Source organism: Polaribacter sp. R2A056_3_33, assembly GCF_019278485.1.
Taxonomy (GTDB): domain Bacteria; phylum Bacteroidota; class Bacteroidia; order Flavobacteriales; family Flavobacteriaceae; genus Polaribacter.
Window position 1 is genome coordinate 1,379,068 of record NZ_CP058984.1, and the last position, 21,957, is coordinate 1,401,024.

A 21,957-nucleotide genomic window follows, 5' to 3' on the forward strand; every position below is an offset into this window, starting at 1 on the left:
AAGGTTATATCTTTTTGCAAAAAAATCAAAAAGGATGCCATTACAAATGCAAAACATTCACGATTTCAACAATAATAAAAAAGGATGAGTACTCCCTAACGCAAATAAATCCTAACAATTGTCATTTCGAAGTATTGAGAAATCACATAACAGTGATACCACAATGCCTAACTAACTTCATGTAATTTCTCCCAAAAGGTCGAAAATACAAACTGTGTAGAAGATTTATAAATCACTAAAAAAACTCATTTCGAAATGACAAATCGAATGGTATTGTACAGAAGTAAAATACATTAATGCTTCTCTAAAAATAAAAATCCTACAAGGTTAACAACCTTGTAGGACAATAAAATTCGTGTAAATTAGAAAAATTAATCTCTAAAACGTTTCTTTTTTGGTGCTCCAGTTCTTCCTCTTCCAGAAGTAGAACCTGCTGGTTTATTTCCTTTAAAATGAGGTTTATTTTTTGGTTTATCTCCTTGAGAAGATCCTCCATTAGAAGATCTAGTTTTCTTACCAAAAGATCCTTTACTTTGCGTTGCTGCCCTTTTAGGAGCTGCCGTATCTGTAGGTTCAAAACCTTCTACAATAGAAGTGTTTAATTTCTCTTTTAGTAATTTTTCAATTTCGTTTTGGTACTCAGTTTCTTCACTACAAACTAAAGAAATTGCTTCTCCAGCTGCTCCTGCTCTACCCGTTCTACCAATTCTATGCACATAATCTTCTGGTACATTTGGTAACTCAAAGTTAATAACATGAGGCAATAAAGGAATATCTAAACCACGTGCTGCAATATCTGTAGCAACTAATGCCTTAATGGTGTTGTCTTTAAAGTTTCTTAACGCTTTAGTTCTTGCACCCTGACTCTTATTTCCATGAATTGCTGCTGCAGAAATACCTGCTTTAATCAATTTCTCGGTTAATTTATTAGCTCCATGCTTTGTTCTTGTAAAGATTAAAACTTGGTTCCAATTTCCGTCTTTTATCAACTTAATCGTAAACTCTGTTTTTTGGCCTTTATCAACTTTATAAACATTATGAGTAACTTTTTTAGCCGTAGAATTCTGTGGCTCTGCTTCTACAGAGACAGGATTATTTAAAATACCTGACGCTAATTTTTTAATATCAGCAGAAAAAGTTGCCGAAAACATCAAATTCTGACGCTTTGCAGGCATAAAACTAATCAGTTTATTTAGGTCTCTTGCAAAACCCATATCTAACATTCTGTCTGCTTCGTCTAAAATTAAAACATCAATTCTGTTAAAAGAAACCGCTTTCTGACTGTGTAAATCTAATAATCTACCTGGTGTAGCTACCAAAATATCTACACCACTTCTTAGGGTTGCTATTTGTGGTTTTGCATTCACTCCACCAAAAATTACAGCAGATTTTATGTTTACATATTTACTATACTCTCTTACATTATCATGTACTTGCGCCGCTAATTCTCTTGTAGGCGTTAACACTAACGCTCTTAAAGGTCTATATTTTGGATGCTTTGTTTCAGCTAAATGTTGTAAAACTGGTAATGTAAAACCAGCTGTTTTCCCTGTTCCTGTTTGTGCAGAAGCTAAAATATCTTTACCTTCTAAAATATGTGGAATTGCTTTTTCTTGTATTGGGGATGGTTTGGTATATCCTTTTTCTTCAACTGCTTTTACTAATGCAGCAGATAAACCTAAATCTTTAAATGTCATAAAAATACTTTTTTGAATGCAACTTTATGTAGTTGTTTCAGCCTACAAAGATACGTTGTTTAAAATTGAAGTTGAATTTTTCTTAAAATTCCTTTTTATGTTAATTTTTTTGATATTGATTTTACATGTAGTAATTTCATCACCTTAAAACAAACCTTACTTTTTATGAAGTCTATTTTCACTTTTGCAACACTCTTTCTTTCAGGATTTTTAATTGCACAAACAGTAACAAGTTCAGATATCACTCAACAATCCTTAGAGAAAAAGTCTCAAATGATGAACTCTTCTTTGGTAAAAAATGTTGAATTTACCAATATTGGCCCCACAGTAATGAGTGGTCGTGTGGTAGATATGGATGTAAACCCAAACAATACAACCGAATTTTATGTAGGGTATGCTTCTGGAGGACTGTGGTATACAAACAACAACGGAACAACGCTTACACCTGTTTTAGACAATGCTCCAACCCAAAATATTGGTGATATTGCCGTAGATTGGAAAACTGGAACCATTTGGGTAGGTACAGGAGAAAATAATTCTTCACGCTCTTCTTATGCCGGAATTGGAATTTTAAAATCTACAGATAAAGGCGAAACTTGGCAAAATGTTGGGTTACCAGATTCTCATCATGTTGGTCGAATTTTGATTAACCCAAATAATTCTGATGAAGTTATTGTTGGTGCTATTGGACATTTATACTCTTCAAATGAAGAAAGAGGAATTTTTAAAACTACAGATGGAGGAAAAACATGGAATAAAACCTTATTTATTAATGAAGACACCGGTATTATAGATGTTGATGTTGCTCCAGAAAACTTCAATGTTATGTATGCAGCTTCTTGGGAAAGAGAACGCAAAGCATGGAATTTTGTTGGAAACGGAAAAAATTCTGCTATTTACAAAAGTACCGATGCAGGTAATTCTTGGACAAAAATTGCTGATAATAGTGGTTTTCCTACTGGAGATGGTGTTGGTAGAATTGGATTAGCCGTTTTTAATGCTAACACTGTATATGCTCTGCATGACAGCCAATATAGAAGAGAAGCGAAAAAGAAAACGACTGCTTACAATTTAACAAAAGAGCAATTTGAGAATTTATCGTCTGCAGATGTTTTAGCACTTAGAAATAAAACTTTAGACAACTATTTAAAAGAGTATGGTTTTAGAGAAAAATTTAGAGCTGAAAACGCAAAACAATTGTTAAGACCAGGAGGTTTAAAGCCAAAGGAACTAATGGCTTTTTTAGACGATGAAATGGCAATAGCTTTTGAAGAACCTGTAATTGGTGCCGAAGTTTTTAAAACAACTAATGGAGGAACTTCTTGGAAAAAAACACACACTGAATATTTAGACGGAGTCAACAGTTCTTACGGGTATTATTTTGGAGAAATTAGAGTGAATTTAGAAGATGAAAACAGCATTTATGTTTTAGGTATTGGCATTATAAAATCTAAAGATGGCGGAAAAACATTCTCTTCCATCAGTAGAGAAAATATACATTCAGATCATCAAGCATTGTGGGTAAATCCTAAAAAACCAGGTCATTTAGTAGAAGGAAATGATGGTGGTTTAAATATTTCTTATGATGATGGAGAAAGCTGGATAAAATTAAACAACGCTGCCGTTGGGCAATTTTATTCTGTAAATGTAGATAATGAAAAAAACTATAATGTTTACGGCGGTTTGCAAGACAATGGTGTTTGGTTTGGTCCACATAATGCAAAAATAGATAAAGCATGGCATCAATCTGGACAAAATCCTTTTAAGTCAATTATGGGTGGAGACGGAATGCATGTTCAGGTAGACAACAGAAACCATAATATTGTGTATACAGGATATCAATTTGGTAATTATTACCGTATTAATTTAGAAACTGAAGAAAACATATACATTCAACCAAAACCAGAAAAAGGCGCAAAACCTTACAGATTTAACTGGCAAACTCCAATTCATTTATCTAAGCACAACCAAGATATTTTATATTTAGGAGGAAATAAATTACACCGTTCTTTAAACCAAGGTGATACTTGGGAAACAATTTCAGATGATTTAACAAACGGCGGAAAAGAAGGAAATGTTGCTTACGGAACCTTAACTTCTATTTCTGAAAGTCCGTTTCAATTTGGGTTAATTTATACAGGGTCTGATGATGGTGTTATTAGCTTAACAACTAACGGAGGCGGAAGCTGGACCAAAATTTCTAACAATCTTCCACAAGATTTATGGGTTTCTAGAGTAATTGCTTCTAAATTTAAAAAAGAGCGTGTATATGCAACTTTAAACGGCTACCGTTTTGATGATTTTACACCTTATGTGTACATGTCTGATGATTACGGACAAACTTGGACAAATATTGGAAACACAATCCCTACCTCTTCTGTAAACGTAATTAAAGAAGATACAGAGAACGAAAACATATTGTATTTAGGTACAGATAACGGACTCTATGTTTCTTTTAACAACGGAACTTCTTGGAATGCTTTTAGTAAAGAATTACCCAATGTTGCTGTACATGATTTAGTGATTCAACCAACAGCAAAAGATTTAATTGTTGCAACACACGGACGTAGTTTATATAAAACCAATATTACTGCAATACAAAAAATGAATGATAGCGTTTTAGCAAAGCCTATTGCGCTTTTTAATGTAGATAATATTAAAAAAAGTAAAAGATGGGGAAGCTCTAGAAGTCAATGGAGAAAAGCAAGTACACCAGAAGTTAAAATTCCTTTTTATGTAAATATTGATAAAAAAATAACGTTAGATATTTTCTCTGGAAACGTAAAGGTAAATTCAATTTTTATTACTGCAGACAAAGGATATAACGAAGTTGTTTATGATGTTTCTTTTTCTAAAAAAGGATTGAAAGACTTTAAGAAAGCTAATAAAAAATCTGAAATTGAAAAAGGAAATAACGATGTATATTATTTATCTAAAGGAAAATATACCGTTAAAATTGGTGAAGAAAAAACAAGTTTTGAGGTAGAATAATTTACTTAGGTTTTTAAACAATAAAAAAATTATAACGTGTACTCGTTACAAACGAGCACCAGCTTGTGAGAGCACATCATTTTAGACTACTTAATCGCTAGCGCTCGTTTTTAACGAGTGCCGGCAACAATGAGAACATTCAAAATTATTTTTTTGTATTTTTGATAAGCTATGAGTCGAAAATATAAGTTTCACAACAAATCTGCTTTATATTTTGTAAGTTTTGCTACTGTAAACTGGATAGAAATCTTTACAAGACAAGTATATTTTGATGTATTAGCAAAAAGCATCGATTTTTGTAGGGCGAAAAAAAGGTATGGAACTGTATGCTTATTGTTTTATGCCTAGTCATGTACACCTATTATTTAGATCCTCTAATGAGCAACCTATGGAGCTGCTACGAGACTTAAAAAAACATACCGCAAAAAAAATAATTGAAGCTATAAAGAACAATCCACAGGAAAGTAGAAAAGAGTTGTTACTTTGGTTATTTGAAAAAGCAGGGAAAGAGAAAGCGAATGTAACTAAATATCAATTTTGGCAACATCACAATAAACCAATAGAATTGTGGAGCGAAAAAGTAATCAAGCAAAAAATAGATTATATTCACAACAACCCTATTGAGCTTGGTTTTGTAACAAACTCAATCGATTGGAAATATTCTAGTGCAAGAAATTTTCAAGATGACCATACCGTTTTAGAAATAGATGAAACTGGTTTTTTAGGTTAAAAAACTAAAGATAATAGTGTGAACGAAGATAGAAAATCCTTGTGGGTACTCGTTACAAACGAGCACCAGCTTGTGAGAGCACATCATTTTAGAGGACTTAATCGCTAGCGCTCGTTTTTAACGAGTGCCGGAAACAATAAAAAAATAAAACTCAGTACTCCTTGTAAACCAGTTATAGCTTGTAATTTTCACATTTACAAAAGTGGCAGAACTACAAAAATTTCAGATAAATTTTAGCACCTCTATCCAAAATAGAATCATGATTAAAAAAAACATTTTGCCCATTAAATTCAGCTTCAATTAACAAATAAGAACCTTTAAAATAAGAATTTAAAACAATTGCTTTTAAATTAGAGTTTTCTACTACTTTTATTTGATGTGGATATACTAAAACTGTTTTATTATTGATGGTAATTTCGTTGACATCATCAAACAAAGCGGCAACGTATTTTTCTGTTGGGTTGTTGTAAATCTCTTTCGGAGCATTGTTTGCTATTATTTTATTGTCTTTGATAATAATAAGTTTGTCTGCAAAGGAAAGTGCATCATTTTTATCGTGTGTAGCAATAATACAAGCAATATTTTTTTCTTTTAAATAACTGAATAAATTTCTACGTAAAGAGTTCTTTTTAAAATTATCTATTTGTCCGAATGGTTCATCTAACAACAATAATTCAGGTTCTTTTGCCAATGCTCTTGCAATAGCAACACGTTGTTTTTGTCCGCCACTTAGGTTTTTAACCATTGTGTTCTCAAAAGACTTCATTTGAATGACTTCTAATAATTCTTGAGTACGTAATTCACTTTCTTCTGGATAAAACCTCGACAAAAATTTTTTAATGTTTTCTGATACAGAAATGTAAGGCATTAAATCGAAGTCTTGAGCTACATATTTAAAGTTTTCGAAACCGGGAACAAGATGTTTCTTTGGACCGAAAATTTGTTCCTCTTTCCAAAATATTTTTCCTTTATTTAAGTCTACTAATCCGTAAATAGCTTTTAAAAGTGTCGATTTTCCGCAACCACTTTCCCCCATTACACAAAGGTGTTCTCCTTGTTGCAAGGTGAAATTAAAATCGTTTAATATTATTTTTTTTTTATGGTAAGAAAATGAAACGTTATCTACTTTTAGCATCTTACAAAAATAAGAATTATTAACAAACCCTAACATAGATTTTAAAACCATGTAAAAAAGTTGAATTTTATGTGGTTGTTAACATGAGACTTCTCAATAATTCTTAGTGAAAAATTTAAATTAAAATGACACTAACAAACCCCGCGTTAGCGATTGAACGGTTTGTCTGAGCTCTTTTTTAAGGTACGAAAAAAAAGCGAGTAGTGAAAGCGCGACCCTTGTGGTAACGCCCAAAAAAACCGACACTTTCGCATCGGTTTTAATGTTGTTCTTAGGTATGTATTCACAAAAAAATCATACAAAAAAGGTCTGCGACCTTACCAGATTCTTACTCTTTCTTCTGGTTTTAAATACATTTTATCACCTTCTTTAACATCGAACGCTTCGTAAAAAGCATCTACGTTTTTAAGAGGCATATACGCTCTGTACATTCCAGGAGAGTGTGTGTTTGTCATGATTAAGTTTTTTAAAGCTTCATCACGCATTTTTGTTCTCCAAATTGTTCCCCAAGAAAGAAAAAAACGTTGTTCTGGCGTGTAACCATCAATATCCGCTGGTCTACCATTCTTTTGTAAGAAAATCTGTAAACCTTCGTAAGCCGCTTGTACACCACCTAAATCTCCAATATTTTCTCCTAAAGTATATTCTCCATTTAAGTGCATAGAATCTATGGCAATAATATCTGAATATTGCTTGATTAATTGCCCGCCAATTTCTTTAAACTTTACAGAATCATCTTCTGTCCACCAGTTATTCAGGTTTCCATCACCATCAAAACGAGCACCAGAATCATCGAAACTATGAGAAATTTCATGACCGATAACAGCTCCAATTCCACCATAATTTACAGCTTCATCTGCTTTATAATCATAAAAAGGAGGTTGTAAAATTGCTGCTGGAAAAACGATTTCATTATTTACAGGATTAAAGTACGCATTTACAGTTTGAGGAGACATTCCCCATTCTGTTCGGTCTACTTCGCTACCTAATTTTGCCATTTCTTTATTGTAGTTCCATTTGGTTACATTAATAGCATTCTCGAAATAAGAACCACCATTTTCTAAACCTTTAACTTGTAATTCAGAATAGTCTTTCCAAACATCTGGGTAGGCTATTTTAACCGTTAATTTGTGTAATTTTTCTAACGCTTTTTCTTTAGTAACTTCACTCATCCAAGGTAATTGTGCAATTCTTGCTTCGAAACCAAGCATTACATTATCAATCATTTCTTTCGCTTTTAGCTTTGCTTCTGGTGGAAACATTTTTTCTACATACAATTTACCTAAAGCTTCACCAATTGCACCATTTAAGCTACCTAAAGCACGCTCATCTCTTGCACGTTGTTTTTTAGCTCCACGCATTTCTTTAGAATAGAACTCCCAATTTGCAGTTTCTAAATCTGTAGATAAAGAACCTAAAGAGCTATTTATAGTATTCCAACGTAATAATAATTTAAGATCTGCTACAGATGCTTTTGCAAAAACATCGCTAAAAGCTTTAAAATATCCAGGATCTGTAACAATAACTGTTTCTAAATCTGTTACTCCAATACCATCTAAATGCGCTTGCCAATCTATTGAAGGAGACAATTTTTGTAATTCTGCAATCGTCATTGGATTGTAGATTTTACGAATATCTCTGCTTTCTTCTTTAGACATCATTGGTGTTGCCAAACTAGTTTCTAAAGCAACAATTGCTGCTGCATTCTTTTTAGCAGAAGCTTCATCATCACCAAATTCTTGCAACATTTTTGCTACAAAAATTTCGTATTTTTCTAATTTGTCTTTTACTTTAGCATCAACATAGTAATCTCTAGATAAACCTAAAGAACCACCGCCCATATAACCTGCGTATTGGCTACTATTTTTTAAATCGTTATAAACACCAAAACCGTAAAAACCTCCACCACCATAAGGCGCCATATTTGTTAAATACGTTTCTACATCTTTCTTTGTCTTAATTTCATCTACTTTAGCTAAATAAGGCATTACAGGTGCTTTCCCTTGTGCATTTCTAGCTACAGTATCCATTATTGTTTGGTAATAGTTTACTGCTTTTTCTTGATCTGAATCAATTTCATTTCCTTTAGCATCTTTTATTTTAGGAAAATTACTTTCTTCAATTGCTTTGTTTAAAATAGTTAAAACATCTGCATCTGTTTTTTTACGTAATTGATTAAAACCACCCCAAGAGGTTTGATCGTCTGGAATTTCGGTTTTATCTAACCAAGTTCCGTTTACGTGTCTAAAGAAATCATCTGTAGGTTTTACAGTTGTATCCATGTTTTCTAAAGCAATACCAGGTGCTTTTTCTTCTTTTGGGCTGTCTTGTTTACAAGCTACTAAACCTAAAGAGGCAATAGCTGAAACAAAAAAAACATTTTTAATTATCTTCATTATTATCTGATTTTTGTTGAGTTTAATTATTTGATTAGTAACAAAAATAGCATATTGTTACATATTTTAAGATTTATTTTTTACTGATTTAGATATTTATCAAAAAAAAGAAAATTTAAGAACGCATAATATTTACCGTTTTTTATTAAAAAATCTGTTTAACTAAATCGATATTCTTCTTGTAGCATTTTTAATTATAGTAGTTTTGTAGAGATAAAACTATTTATGAAGGATTATATAATTATAGGAGCAGGACAATCTGGACTTGCAATTGCGTATCATTTGGTCAAACAAAATGCTAATTTTTTAATTGTTGATGCAAATAAAGAAACCGGCGAACCTTGGTTAAAAAGATGGGATTCTCTAAAATTATTTACGCCTTCTGAATTCAATAGTTTACCGGGAATGGAATTTCCTTATAAAAAAGGACATTATGCTAACAAATATGAAGTTGCTGATTATTTAAAAGCGTATGTCTTTAAGTTTAATATTCCCATTGAATTTAACCAACGCGTAAATTCTTTAAAAAAAGTGGATGGTATTTTCATTTTAAAAAGTGAAAACAAAACTTTTGAAGCAAAAAATGTAATTATTGCTACTGGTCCGTTTCATAAACCATTTACACCGAGTTGCCATAAAAAAATATCCAAAGACATTTTACAGATTCATAGTGAACATTATAAAAGTCCAGATCAATTACAAGAAGGTGCAACTTTGGTAGTTGGCGCAGGAGATTCTGGCGTACAAATTTTAAATGAAATTTCTAAAGCAAAGAAAAAGGTTTACTTTTCTGGTAAGACAGATATTGTTTCGCTTCCGCAAGAACTTTTAGGAAAAACACTTTGGTGGTGGTTTAGTAAAGTCGGTTTTTTAACGGCGAATAAATATTCTTTTATCGGAAAAAAACTAAGTAACAGCGGTCAGCCAGTTATTGGTACAGATGTAAAAACTTTATTTAAAAAAGAAAATATTACTTGTGTTGGTAGAACTTTAGATGCAAATAACGACACCATCATTTTTGAAAAACAAAAAGTAAACGATATTAAAAATATTGTTTGGGCAACCGGTTTTAAACCTAACTTTAATTGGATTGAAAACATCCAATTAGATGAAAATCAATACCCTAAAAACTACAGAGGTGTTAGCGACATGGAGGGTTTGTATTTTATTGGTTTGCCATGGCTCTACACAAGAGGTTCTGCTACTTTGGGAGGCGTAAAAAAAGACGCTAAGTATTTATGCAATTATATTGCTAAACAACAAAAGAGGCAGACTAAAACAGATTAAGTCTTGTCATACTGAACCTGAAATAAATTCAAGTTGACAAAAAACTTACTTTTTAGACGACCTCTTTTATCAATCTAGTTTTATAAACTAAGATTTAATTTTAGCCGATATCGGATTTGGTAACTGCTCAAACCCCATATTGAATAATGTAAAACCAAAAATATCTGCATATTGCTCAATGGTTTTTGCAACAGGTGTTCCGGCACCATGGCCTGCATTGGTTTCTATTCTAATTAATGTAGGATTATCTCCACTTTGTTTTGCTTGTAATTCTGCTGCAAATTTAAAACTATGTGCAGGCACAACTCTATCATCATGATCTCCGGTAGTTACTAAAGTTGCCGGATATTGCACACCTTCTTTTACATTATGTACTGGCGAATATCCTTTTAAATACTCAAACATTTCTTTGTTATCATCTGCAGTACCGTAATCATACGCCCATCCTGCACCAGCAGTAAATGTATGGTAACGCAACATATCTAAAACACCCACTGCAGGTAAAGCAACCTTCATTAATTCGGGTCTTTGCGTCATAGTTGCACCAACTAATAATCCTCCATTAGAACCACCTCTAATTGCTAAAAACTCTGAAGAGGTATATTTTTCTGAAATTAAGTATTCTGCAGCTGCAATAAAATCATCAAACACATTTTGTTTTTTTAGTTGCGTACCTGCATCGTGCCATTTTTTACCATATTCTCCTCCTCCACGCAAATTAGGAACTGCATACACACCACCTTGTTCCATCCAAACTGCGTTTGCAATACTAAAAGAAGGTGTTAAACTCACGTTAAAACCTCCATAACCATATAAGATAGTCGGATTCTTACCATTTAACTCCACTCCTTTTTTATGCGTGATAATCATCGGAACTTTTGTTCCGTCTTTAGAGGTATAAAAAACTTGTTTACTTGTATATGCATCCGCATTAAAAGCTATTGAAGGCTTCCAATAAGATTCATACGTTCCGTCTTCTGGGTTAAATTTGTATGATGAACCTGGCGTACTGTAATTGGTAAAAGAAAAATACAATTCTTTCGCTGCTGTTTTTCCTCCAAAACCACCGGCAGTTCCAATTCCTGGTAATTTTACTTCTCTAATTAATTTTCCATCAAAATCGTATTGCAATACTTTAGAAACGGCATCTACCATATACGTTGCAAAGAAATAACCTGCGCCAGAATTTAAACTCAATACATTTTCTGTTTCCGGAATAAAATCCTTCCAATTTTCTGATGTTGGATTTGTAACATCAACAGTTACTACCTTTTTATTTGGCGCGTTTAAATTTGTTACCAAATACACTTTACTTCCAATATTTTCTATCGGATAGGTATCACTGTCTGTATGATCTAAAATAGTTACCAAAGGACTATTTGGTTTAGACAGCTCTTTAAAAAATAACTTATTACCAGATGTTGATACACTTGCAGAGATAAAAAGGTATTCATTATCTTCAGAAACATTTCCACCAACATAACGGTGTTTTTCTGATGCCTTTTCACCAAAAACCACAACATCATCTTTTTGAGATGTTCCTAATTGATGATAATACAATTTGTGTTGGTCGGTTTTTGCAGACAACTCACTTCCCTCAGGCTTATCGTAACTAGAATAGTAAAAACCTTCGTTTTTATACCATGAGATTCCTGAGAATTTTACATCTACCAACGTGTCTTCCTTTATGGTTTTAGAAACAGCATCCATAATGATAATTTTACGCCAATCAGAACCTCCTTCAGAAATTGCATAGGCAGCAATTGACCCATCTTTAGTAAAACTTAACGAGCCTAAAGAAGTAGTTCCGTCATCAGAAAAATTATTTGGGTCTAAGAAAACTTCTGGTTCAGAATCTCCTTTGGTTCTGTATATAACACTCTGATTTTGCAATCCATTATTTTTAGAAAAATACGTATAATCACCTTCTATAAAAGGGGTACCTACTTTTTCATAATTCCATAATTCAGACAAACGTTCCTTTAATTGTTCTCTGTACGGAATCTTATTTAAGTAATTGAAAGTAACCTCGTTTTCTGCTTTTACCCAAGCTTCGGTTTCTTTACTTCTATCATCTTCTAACCATCTATAATTATCTACAACAGCGGTTCCAAAAAGTGAATCTATTACTGGTTTTTTAGTAGTTTCTGGGTATTTCAAATCGGTATTTTTTTGTTTAATTTCTTTGTTACAAGAAACAAAAATTGCACTTGCAAATAAAATAGGAATGATTAATTTATTTTTCATGAGTTCAAAGAATTTGGTAATACTAAATAAATTTTAAAATGATTGATGATAAATTTAAGTTATTTTTTCTTAATAAGAGATAGAAAGTCTAATCATAGCCTTAGCTACGATTCTATTTTATATTGAATTAGTAAGGAAAAAGAAATGAATTTAATCAGTCATTTTGATGTTTACTTGGTATAACTATCAAAATTAAGAATATTTAATTTATACACCGTTATTTTACCATTTTTAACTTTTGAAGCTTCAATTTACCTCCATTTTGTAATTTATCAAGTATAAAAACGACTACTTTTGTGAAAATAGATTACATATTTCCGACTTTATCGGAAGCAAATTAAAAAATTATGACAGAAAACTTAACAAAAGAAACTTTCTTAGAAAAGGTTTTTAATTTTGAAGAAAGCCAAGAATGGAAATTTAAAGGAGACAAACCAGCATTAATCGATTTTTATGCAGATTGGTGCGGACCATGTAAAGCTATAGCACCTGTTTTAGAGGTTTTATCTCAAGAATACGAAGGTAAAATTGATATTTACAAAATAGACACCGAAGCTGAACAAGAATTATCTGCAGCATTCGGAATTAGAAGTATACCTTCTATGTTATTTTGTCCTGCAGAAGGAGAACCACAAATGGCAAACGGAGCTTTACCAAAAGCAGAACTAGAACGCATTATTGCAGAGGTGTTAAAAGTAGAAAAGTAAAATACCTTATAAAAATTATTATAAAAATCCTGAAGATTAATTTTTCAGGATTTTTTTTGCCTTAAAAAACCATACATAAGAATTCTATGTATAAGAAAATTATGTATATATTTGTATTTAAGAAATCGTCACAACGAAGAACAAATCAATCTGTTTTTAATGATAAGATTGCTTCATAAACTCGCAATGACAATTAAACAAATAAACAATTACACGATTACACATTTTTTAAACATGGGAAATCAGAAATTATATAAAGGCTCTTTACAAACCATCATTTTAAAGTTATTAGAAACAAACGATAAAATGTATGGTTATGAGATTACGCAAAAAGTAAAAGAATTGACAAAAGGCGAATTAAAAATTACCGAAGGTGCCTTGTATCCTGCATTGCACAAACTAGAAGCCGATGGTTTGTTAGATGTAGAGGTTGCTAAAGTTGGTAACCGACTTAGAAAATATTACAAATTAACAGAAAGCGGAACCAAAGAAACGGCCAACAAGTTGGATGAAATGCAAGAGTTTTTAAAAACGATGCAACAATTGGTGAATCCTAAATTTAGTTTGGAGTAAAAAAATTTAGTTATGGAATTAACAACACAACAACTACAAAGAGTAGAACATTATTTAGATAAAAAAAACATCACATATATTGATGTTCGTTTTGAAGTTTTAGATCATATTGTTTCTGATATAGAAACAAAAATGGAGGATAAAAAACTAGATTTTGAAACTGTATTTTATACTGTAATGGATAAATGGAACATTCATTTAAAACAAACATCTAGTTGGCTATATGGAATTGCCTATTCTGCTCCGAAAATTGTAATGAAAAAAGTAAATAACAATTTTAGAAAATGGTTCTTAATTTCTAATTCATTAATGATTTTATTATCAATGATTGAAAGTAGAATAGATCTTTCAGTTTCAGAAGGCACGCAATTATTCTTAACAAACTCTCTAGTTATTATAAATATAATTTCTTTTTTTATTTTAGTTTTTTTTATGACTAAGAATTCAAAAACAAAAGAAAAAACGAGTTATAGTTTTATCTTAAAAACACAAAGTTTAGGGGGGTTGATTGCTTTTTTTGCTATCATTTTTTCAGGAATAATAGAAGGTATAATGCCAATTTATAGTTTTACCTTTATGTCTATAGCAATAACTTATATTTATTCTCATTTTCTAAAAAAACACAAAGAAGCTATTAAAAAATATAAAATTTCATAATTATGGAATTAACAAACGAACAAATACAATTAGTAGAGAATTATCTTGATAAAAAAAGCTTCGATTTTATAGATTTAAAAGTTGAAATTTTAGATCATATGATTTCTGATATAGAAAGTTTTATGGATAAAGAGTATTCTTTTGAAAATGCTTTTAAAATTACTGTTTTAAAATGGGATAAACATTTTAAAGATTCGTCTAGTTTCTTTTTTGGTTTACAATATCACGAATCTAAAATTGTAGTTAAAAAAGCCGCACAAATATTTAAGCCTTTTTACTTTTTATATTTAACTGCGTATTTTTTACCAATTGTTATTTTTACCAATTTTAATATAGTATTTTCTAAAAGTAATACTGTTTTTTTAAACCAACTTTTCTTTGCTACTTCTATTATTTCCCTAATTTACTTGCTATATATCATTATTAATAACATAAGAACAAAAATAAAAACAACCTACAGTTATGTTTTAAAAACACAATATGTTAGTACTGTTTTTTTAATTCTTCCTTTATTTATGGGAAACCTTTTTAATGATGACGGAAGTTTTATTCCTTTTTTAATTGGTTTTCAAAGTGCCGGTTTTGCAGTAACTTATATCTGCCATTATTTCTACAAAAAACATAAAGCAGCTATTAAAAAATATAAAATTTCATAATTATGGAATTAACAAAAGAACAACTACAAAGAGTAGAACATTATTTAGACAAAAAAGAATTTAATTATATAGATTTAAAACTAGAAATCTTAGATCATATGATTTCAGACATCGAAAGTTGTATCAATAGAGAGCATTCTTTTGAAGAAGCTTTTAAAATCACCATTTTAAAATGGGATAAACATTTTGATGAAACAGCTAGTTTTTATTTTGGCTTAATGTATCACGAGCCAAGTATTTTAGTAAAAAACGCCTCAAAAATATTTAAGCCTTTTTACTTTTGGTATTTAACAGCTTGTTTTTTACCTATGCTAATTTTTACGAATTTTAAAATTGTATTTCCTAATTTGTTAAATCAACTTTTATATGCTATTTCAGTTTTTTGCTTAATTTACTTACTATTTATTATTGTTAAAAACATAAGGTCTAATATAAAAACTACATATAGTTACATACTAAAAACACAATATTACATTATATTTAATTTGATAATGTTTCTATCGTATTCTTTATTGAAACTAAATTATTTTAATGATGAAGGGAATATAAATGGTGTTTTCTTGGGTTTCCATATTGCCGGTTTTGCAGTAACTTATATCTGTCATTATTTCTACAAAAAACATAAAGAAACCATCAAAAAATATAAAATTTCATAAAAAAACTATGAAACTAACAGATATACACATAGAAGAAATCTACAAATTCACCAGAAAACATTATGTAGAATATTACGATGTACAAACAGAATTGGTAGATCATTTAGCAAACGATATAGAAAGTATTTGTGCAGAAAATTCTAATCTAACTTTTGAACAAGCTAGAGATACATCTTTCAAAAAATTTGGTGTTTTTGGTTTTATGACGGTTGTAGAGCAAAAGCAATCTTACATGACAAAAAAGTACTTTAAAATTATTCTAAAGTTTGCTAAAGAGTGGTTTCAACTTCCTAAAATTATACTTACAATATTACTTTTTATTGGCTTTTATCAATTACAAAATAATTCAAATGCCTACACAGTATATGTTACTGTTTTTGGGTTTGTTTTTATAGCACAAGTAACTTTAACAATTATAAATGCCAGAAAATTAAAAAAGGAGTTTAAAATAACACAGAAAAAATGGTTGTTCAAAAACATTATTAATGTTCAGGGATTGATATATTCGGCTTTCTTACTTTTTTATGTTTTCGATTTTTTCGTTCCAGATGGCAAAGACTTTTTAATGATGGGAGATTTCAGAAAAGTTTTTTCGGCATTTTTTATCACGTTTATAGTAATTTTCGGCTATATCACTTTAATTATCATCCCTAAAAAAGCAGAAGAATTATTAGAAGAAACCTATCCAGAATATAAATTGATTTAAATTTTAGATTGATGAAATTATCAGAAGATCACATAGACGAACTTTATAAATTTACCAAAAAACATTATGTGTATTACTATGATGTACAAACCGAACTGGTAGATCATTTGGCTAACGATATTGAAGAAATTTGGGTAGCACAACCACTTTTAACGTTTGAAGAAGCACGAGATACATCCTTTAAAAAATTCGGTATTTTTGGTTTTATGGATGTTGTAGAAAGCAGACAAAAAGCCATGAATAAACGCTATTGGAAAATAATATTACGTTTTGCTAAAGAGTGGTTTACAGTTCCTAAAATAATCATTACACTTACTGTCTTTTTACTATTTTTTAGTCTTTTACAGATAAAGCATTCAGAATATATTTTCTTAGCAACACTTCTTGTTTTACTAACTTTAGAAGGCATCACTTCTTACAAAGTAAGAAAAGCACACAAGCAAAAAGAATTAAAAAAAGAAAAGATATTTCTGTTAGAAGAAATGCTAGGCACTACAAAAAACACCTATACAGGGTTTACTTTTGTCAATTTATTTAACATTGCCAATTTAACAAGATTCGATTTTAGTCAATTAAATAGCTATTGGATTTTTGCAATTTCTATTGTGTTGACTTTATTATGCATTTTGTTTTATGTTTCTAATTATATCCTTCCCCAAAAAGCAGAAGAATTACTACAAGAAACGTATCCAGAATATAAAATGGTAAAAAGTGATTAAACGTATTAAAGGAAACAAATGTCACTTCCATACCAGGAGAATTCTCATAAAGAAGCTTTCACAAAATGGAGCAATAGCATGAGATTTATTCGAAAAGTCGAAATGACAAACTGGATGAAAAAAGGACAAGAAATGAAGTATTCTCATCAAAAAAAAGAAAATTTAAAATATTCTGTAACAAAATCGATTTCTAAACTACTTATTATCAATCAAACTAATTAACCAAACTTATGATTTCACATTTTTTAAAGTTAGAATGGAAACAGTTTACACGTTCTGCTTCTTTAGGGAAAAGCGTTTCCATAAAAATATTAATGGGCTTTTTGGCAATTTGGATGCTTCTTGGATTTCTTTCTGTTGGGGTTGGAGCCTATTTCTTTCTTAAAAAAGAATTCCCTAACAATGACCCTTTTATTATGGCGAATAAATTTATAATTTTCTTCATAATCTCAGATTTGCTTTTCCGTTATTTAATGCAGAAAATTCCTGTAATGGATATAAAGCCAATGCTTATCTTATCAATAAAAAAGAAAAAACTAGTAAACTATATTTTAACCAAATCTATTTTCTCTTTTTTTAATTTCAGTGCTTTAACACTCTACATACCTTTTGCTTTTATCTTAATTTCTAAGGGATATAATTTTACAGGTGTATTAGCTTGGACTTTTTTTATGCTGACAATTACTATCTGCGTAAATTTTATAAATTTCTTAATTAATAAAAATAATATTGCACTAGGAGTTATAATTATATCTATAACAAGTATCTGGATATCTTTTAAATATCAAATATTTGATATGACTCATTTTTTTGGCGATGTATTTTATACTATTTATAAAAACCCTTTGCTTGCCTCTATCGGGTTACTATTATCAATAATATTATACTATTTAAACTTTAAACAACTATCTAATATTATATATTTAGATGGAGCCATAAAACAAAAAGAGGAAGAAGTAAAAACTGCAGATTTATCTATGATCGATAAACTAGGTGATGTTGCTCCTTTTATTAAAAATGATATTCGATTAATTTGGCGAAATAAAAGAACAAGAACAGTATTTTTAATGTCTTTTTTATTTTTACTAATTGGCTTAGTATTCTTCACTGTAAAAACATACAAAGATTCAGAAATATGGCAATTATATGGTTGCATTTTTTTAACGGGTGGTTTTGCCATGAATTACGGACAATTTGTACCAGCATGGGATAGTGAACATTATAGAATGTTAATGACTCAAAACTTTTCTTATCGAAAATTTTTAGATTCTAAATGGTTTTTAATGGTAGTTATGACCATTATTTTATTTGTCTTATCTACACCGTACATCTATTTTGGTTTTGACAAATACCTTTTAATAGTTGCAGGTTTTTTCTTTAACCTAGGTTTTACACCATTAGTAATGCTATACATGGGAGCGTTTAATAAAAAAAGAATAGATTTAAATGCTAGTGGTTTTGGTAATACACAAGGCACAAGTGCAGCGCAATTTTTAGTTATGATTCCTGTTTTAATTTTACCAATGATAATTTACGCTATTGTTAATCACTTTTTCGGTTTTAATACAGCGGTAATTGTTATTGCAGGTGTTGGTGTTATTTCATTTTTATCAAAAAACAGATTAATGAATTTGATAGAAGAAAAGTACCAGCAAAATAAATACAAAACACTTCACGGTTTTAAGCAATCGGAATAGATCAACCTTAAATTTAACATCAAAATGATTACAATAGATACAATTACTAAAAAATACGGAAAAACAGAAGTTTTAAATGTAGCTTCAATAGAAATTCCTACCGGACAAAGTTTTGGTTTGGTTGGCAACAACGGAGCAGGAAAAACTACTTTGTTTAATATACTTTTAGATTTAATTAGACCTACAACAGGGAGTATTACAAACCATAAAATTGTTGTAAACCAAAGTGAGGACTGGAAAAAATTTACAGGTTCTTTTATAGATGAATCTTTTTTAATTGGTTATTTAACCGCTGAAGAATATTTCGATTTTATTGGAGATTTACGTGGTATGAACAAAGCAGATGTAAAATCTTTTCTAACTCAGTTTGATGATTTCTTTAACGGAGAAATTATAGGAAAGAAAAAATACCTAAGAGATTTAAGTAAAGGAAATCAGAAAAAAGCTGGAATTGTTGCTGCATTAATGGGAAATCCGAAAGTAGTAATTCTAGACGAACCTTTTGCTAATTTAGATCCAACTACACAAATAAGATTAAAAACGATTATTAAAAAATTAACCGAAAACAGAGATATTACTGTCTTAATTTCTAGCCACGATTTAACACATGTAACCGAAGTTTGTGAGCGTATAGTAGTTTTAGACAAGGGGAATGTGGTAAAGGACATAGAAACATCTACAGAAACTTTAGAGGAATTAGAAAGCTATTTTTCTGTAGAAGCTTAGTATTCTTATTTTATTACTATTTTTACGCATCAATTTATACTATTATCCATAGATTTTAGTTTAAATAAGAGTTTCTTACTTTTAAAATTAGTTGTTTAATTAAGATATATCTGCGTGAAAACCACCAAAAAAATAGTTTTAGTAATTGCCGCATTTTCAGTTCTAAACTCTTGTAGTACAAGAAAAGATACTGTAATAAGCAGAAACTGGCATACCTTAAATACCAAGTACAATGTACTTTTTAATGGTAAAGAAGCTTTTAACAAAGGAATTGAAGGCATTAATGAAGGCTATAAAGATGATTGGTTTACACAAATACCTATAGAACCAATTAAGTTTGAAGAAGATAAAATTAACATCCCAAACTTTAATACAGGTATGGGTGCTGGTTTTAATGATGATGGAAACGAAGAAGAAAAAGCGAGTACTCCTTTTGGAATTGCAGAAGAAAAAGCTGTAAAAGCAATCCAAAAACACGGAATGAATATAAAAGACGTAGAGCGAAACAGACAAATTGATGATGCGTATCTATTATTAGGAAAAGCCCGTTATTATGAACAACGTTTTATACCTGCCATAGAAGCATTTAATTATGTTATCGCTACGTATCCGGATGCTAATTTAATTGCTGAAACCAAAATTTGGAGAGCAAAAGCAAATATTAGAAATGATAATGAAGAGTTTGCTATTGAATCTCTAAAATTACTTCTTCAAGTAAAAGACACACTAGAAGTAGATTTACCAGAAATAACTAGAGAACAAGGGTATACCGCTTTAGCAATGGCCTATATAAAATCTGACAGTATAGATAACGCTAAAAAGTATCTAAATAAAGCTACAGAAACACTAAATAATAGAAACCAAGGTGCTAGAAATCTGTTTGTTTTAGGTCAGATTTATAGTTCAGAAAACAAAAAAGACTCTGCTTCATTAGCATTTCAGAGAATTATCGATTTTAGAAAAGCGCCCTACAAATACAAAATGCACGCCCATATAGAATTGGCTAAAAACTCTACTAGTGATTCTACTTCCACAGCTATTTTAGAAAAAATTCAAGACCTAATTGAAGAAAGAGAAAACAGACCTTATTTAGATGAATTGTATTATCAGGCTGGTTATTTACATGAGCAAAACGATAGTTTAAGTTTAGCTGTAGACTATTATAATAAATCTCTTAGAGCAGAATCTGATAATGTAAAACAGAAAACATTTACCTACGAAAAACTAGGAAACATCAATTATAAAAATTCAGAATACATCGTAGCAAGTTCTTATTATGATAGTATTATAAACATTGCTGCAGATACTTTAAACCTAAGATTTAGACGTATTAAAAGAAAGCACAAAAACTTAGCTTCTTTAATTAATTTTGAAAACATAGTTGCTAAAAATGATAGTATTTTAAGCATTGTTGAACTTTCTAAACCAGAGCAAGAGGCATTTTTTCAAAAATACATAGACGATTTAAAAAAGAAAGATGAAGAAGCAGCTCAGTTAAAGCTAAATCAGCAAGCCTTTGGAGATACATTTGGCGGAAATCAATTAAAATCTAATAATAAAGGAAAATGGTATTTCTACAATTCTCAATCGATAAGTTTTGGTAAAACAGAATTTGCAAAAATCTGGGGAAATAGGGCTTTAGAAGATAATTGGAGATGGTCAGGTAAAACAGCAACCAACATTGCAGACAATGACTCTTTGGTTATAAATACAAAAAATTTACGTTACGATTTAGCGAATTATATAGAAACAATTCCTACTAAAAAAGAAAAAATAGACTCTTTAAAGATTAACAGAAATCTAGCTTTATACGAATTAGGTGTTATTTATAAAGAGCAATTTAAAGACACTAAACTAGCCTTAGATAGATTAGAAAGAGTAAACAGTCTAAACCCTAGCAAAGAATTAGTTTTACCAATTAACTGGCATTTATATCAAACTTATAATGAGTTAGGTAGTGCAATAAAAACAAATCAACATAAAAACATTATTCTAACAGACTACCCTTCCACTAAGTTTGCACAAATAATAAGAAATCCTAATAAACCTCTTGAAGAAGCTGTTTCTATAAATGAAATAGAAGAGACTTATAAAGAAATCTATTATTTATATAAAGAAGATAAGTTTGAAGAAACCGAAGCCAAAATAAACGAAATACTTCCAACATTACAAGACTCAAAATTATTGCCAAAATTCGAGCTATTAAGAGCTTACGCTATAGGAAAATACCAAGATATAGAAACTTATAAAATTGCAATGGACTTTGTAGCTGTTAGCTACGGAAATACAGAAGAAGGAAAGAAAGCAAAAGAAATAGTAAAACAATTAAGTAAGTAATATGTTTAGTAATAAAAGTAAAAAACCACAAAATAAAAAA

At 30.3% G+C, this 21,957-nt stretch carries 17 protein-coding genes and 1 pseudogene; 14 read left to right on the forward strand and 4 right to left on the reverse strand.

Going from position 1 to position 21,957, the window contains the following annotated elements:
• Positions 1–371: 371 nt before the first annotated feature.
• Positions 372–1,697 (reverse strand): DEAD/DEAH box helicase, encoded by a 1,326-nt coding sequence (locus tag H0I29_RS05835; RefSeq protein WP_218731910.1) that lies wholly within the window; start codon positions 1,695–1,697, stop codon positions 372–374.
• A gap of 165 nt (positions 1,698–1,862) precedes the next feature.
• Between H0I29_RS05835 and H0I29_RS05840 the strand changes: the two genes are divergently transcribed.
• Both H0I29_RS05840 and H0I29_RS05845 read left to right on the forward strand, forming a co-directional pair.
• Complete coding sequence (locus tag H0I29_RS05840) at positions 1,863–4,688, forward strand: sialidase family protein (protein WP_218754739.1); 2,826 nt, start codon at positions 1,863–1,865, stop codon at positions 4,686–4,688.
• A gap of 171 nt (positions 4,689–4,859) precedes the next feature.
• Positions 4,860–5,418, forward strand: a pseudogene (locus H0I29_RS05845) (transposase).
• 211 nt (positions 5,419–5,629) lie between these two features.
• Here the strand turns inward: H0I29_RS05845 and H0I29_RS05850 are convergent.
• Positions 5,630–6,553, reverse strand: coding sequence for an ABC transporter ATP-binding protein (locus H0I29_RS05850; RefSeq protein WP_218755194.1), 924 nt, complete (start codon positions 6,551–6,553; stop codon positions 5,630–5,632).
• A 317-nt stretch (positions 6,554–6,870) separates the two neighbouring features.
• Positions 6,871–8,949, reverse strand: a complete 2,079-nt coding sequence (locus tag H0I29_RS05855) for a M13 family metallopeptidase (protein ID WP_218754740.1) — start codon at positions 8,947–8,949, stop codon at positions 6,871–6,873.
• A gap of 225 nt (positions 8,950–9,174) precedes the next feature.
• Here H0I29_RS05855 and H0I29_RS05860 point away from each other — a divergent pair, with 225 nt between their 5' ends.
• Complete coding sequence (locus H0I29_RS05860) at positions 9,175–10,236, forward strand: NAD(P)/FAD-dependent oxidoreductase (protein WP_218754741.1); 1,062 nt, start codon at positions 9,175–9,177, stop codon at positions 10,234–10,236.
• A gap of 87 nt (positions 10,237–10,323) precedes the next feature.
• Here the strand turns inward: H0I29_RS05860 and H0I29_RS05865 are convergent, their stop codons facing one another.
• On the reverse strand, positions 10,324–12,483 hold the full coding sequence (locus tag H0I29_RS05865; RefSeq protein ID WP_218754742.1) for a prolyl oligopeptidase family protein: 2,160 nt from the start codon (positions 12,481–12,483) through the stop codon (positions 10,324–10,326).
• A gap of 347 nt (positions 12,484–12,830) precedes the next feature.
• Here H0I29_RS05865 and trxA point away from each other — a divergent pair, with 347 nt between their 5' ends.
• The 11 genes from trxA to H0I29_RS05920 all read left to right on the forward strand — a co-directional run bounded on the left by trxA (position 12,831) and on the right by H0I29_RS05920 (position 21,917).
• Positions 12,831–13,190, forward strand: coding sequence for a thioredoxin (gene trxA, locus H0I29_RS05870; protein ID WP_218754743.1), 360 nt, complete (start codon positions 12,831–12,833; stop codon positions 13,188–13,190).
• 234 nt (positions 13,191–13,424) lie between these two features.
• Positions 13,425–13,763, forward strand: coding sequence for a PadR family transcriptional regulator (locus tag H0I29_RS05875; RefSeq protein ID WP_218755195.1), 339 nt, complete (start codon positions 13,425–13,427; stop codon positions 13,761–13,763).
• Between the two features lie 12 nt (positions 13,764–13,775).
• A complete protein-coding gene (locus H0I29_RS05880; RefSeq protein ID WP_218754744.1) occupies positions 13,776–14,420 on the forward strand; it encodes a hypothetical protein in 645 nt (214 codons plus the stop codon).
• A 2-nt stretch (positions 14,421–14,422) separates the two neighbouring features.
• Positions 14,423–15,076, forward strand: a complete 654-nt coding sequence (locus tag H0I29_RS05885) for a hypothetical protein (RefSeq protein WP_218754745.1) — start codon at positions 14,423–14,425, stop codon at positions 15,074–15,076.
• A 2-nt stretch (positions 15,077–15,078) separates the two neighbouring features.
• The gene (locus H0I29_RS05890) at positions 15,079–15,732 is read left to right on the forward strand and encodes a hypothetical protein (RefSeq protein ID WP_218754746.1); all 654 of its coding nucleotides are present in this window, start codon (positions 15,079–15,081) and stop codon (positions 15,730–15,732) included.
• A 7-nt stretch (positions 15,733–15,739) separates the two neighbouring features.
• On the forward strand, positions 15,740–16,438 hold the full coding sequence (locus H0I29_RS05895; protein ID WP_218754747.1) for a hypothetical protein: 699 nt from the start codon (positions 15,740–15,742) through the stop codon (positions 16,436–16,438).
• Positions 16,439–16,449: 11 nt separating this feature from the next.
• On the forward strand, positions 16,450–17,157 hold the full coding sequence (locus tag H0I29_RS05900) for a hypothetical protein (RefSeq protein ID WP_218754748.1): 708 nt from the start codon (positions 16,450–16,452) through the stop codon (positions 17,155–17,157).
• A gap of 18 nt (positions 17,158–17,175) precedes the next feature.
• Positions 17,176–17,379: a hypothetical protein gene (locus H0I29_RS05905; RefSeq protein ID WP_218754749.1), complete on the forward strand. Its 204-nt coding sequence runs from the start codon at positions 17,176–17,178 to the stop codon at positions 17,377–17,379.
• An 8-nt stretch (positions 17,380–17,387) separates the two neighbouring features.
• The gene (locus tag H0I29_RS05910) at positions 17,388–18,854 is read left to right on the forward strand and encodes a DUF5687 family protein (protein ID WP_218754750.1); all 1,467 of its coding nucleotides are present in this window, start codon (positions 17,388–17,390) and stop codon (positions 18,852–18,854) included.
• 24 nt (positions 18,855–18,878) lie between these two features.
• Positions 18,879–19,580 carry an ABC transporter ATP-binding protein gene (locus H0I29_RS05915; RefSeq protein WP_218731923.1) on the forward strand — a complete coding sequence of 234 codons (702 nt, stop codon included), beginning with the start codon at positions 18,879–18,881 and terminating at the stop codon, positions 19,578–19,580.
• 114 nt (positions 19,581–19,694) lie between these two features.
• Positions 19,695–21,917, forward strand: a complete 2,223-nt coding sequence (locus H0I29_RS05920; RefSeq protein WP_254712705.1) for a lipopolysaccharide assembly protein LapB — start codon at positions 19,695–19,697, stop codon at positions 21,915–21,917.
• The last annotated feature ends 40 nt before the right edge of the window (positions 21,918–21,957 follow it).

Coding starts and splice junctions, on each gene's coding strand:
- H0I29_RS05905 (WP_218754749.1), top strand. CDS start 17,176: ATGTCACTTCCATACCAGGAGAATTCTCATAAAGAAGCTTTCACAAAA.
- H0I29_RS05900 (WP_218754748.1), top strand. CDS start 16,450: ATGAAATTATCAGAAGATCACATAGACGAACTTTATAAATTTACCAAA.
- H0I29_RS05890 (WP_218754746.1), top strand. CDS start 15,079: ATGGAATTAACAAAAGAACAACTACAAAGAGTAGAACATTATTTAGAC.
- H0I29_RS05840 (WP_218754739.1), top strand. CDS start 1,863: ATGAAGTCTATTTTCACTTTTGCAACACTCTTTCTTTCAGGATTTTTA.
- H0I29_RS05850 (WP_218755194.1), bottom strand. CDS start 6,553: ATGCTAAAAGTAGATAACGTTTCATTTTCTTACCATAAAAAAAAAATA.
- H0I29_RS05865 (WP_218754742.1), bottom strand. CDS start 12,483: ATGAAAAATAAATTAATCATTCCTATTTTATTTGCAAGTGCAATTTTT.
- H0I29_RS05855 (WP_218754740.1), bottom strand. CDS start 8,949: ATGAAGATAATTAAAAATGTTTTTTTTGTTTCAGCTATTGCCTCTTTA.
- H0I29_RS05880 (WP_218754744.1), top strand. CDS start 13,776: ATGGAATTAACAACACAACAACTACAAAGAGTAGAACATTATTTAGAT.
- H0I29_RS05860 (WP_218754741.1), top strand. CDS start 9,175: ATGAAGGATTATATAATTATAGGAGCAGGACAATCTGGACTTGCAATT.
- H0I29_RS05875 (WP_218755195.1), top strand. CDS start 13,425: ATGGGAAATCAGAAATTATATAAAGGCTCTTTACAAACCATCATTTTA.
- H0I29_RS05915 (WP_218731923.1), top strand. CDS start 18,879: ATGATTACAATAGATACAATTACTAAAAAATACGGAAAAACAGAAGTT.
- H0I29_RS05895 (WP_218754747.1), top strand. CDS start 15,740: ATGAAACTAACAGATATACACATAGAAGAAATCTACAAATTCACCAGA.
- H0I29_RS05910 (WP_218754750.1), top strand. CDS start 17,388: ATGATTTCACATTTTTTAAAGTTAGAATGGAAACAGTTTACACGTTCT.
- H0I29_RS05885 (WP_218754745.1), top strand. CDS start 14,423: ATGGAATTAACAAACGAACAAATACAATTAGTAGAGAATTATCTTGAT.
- trxA (WP_218754743.1), top strand. CDS start 12,831: ATGACAGAAAACTTAACAAAAGAAACTTTCTTAGAAAAGGTTTTTAAT.
- H0I29_RS05835 (WP_218731910.1), bottom strand. CDS start 1,697: ATGACATTTAAAGATTTAGGTTTATCTGCTGCATTAGTAAAAGCAGTT.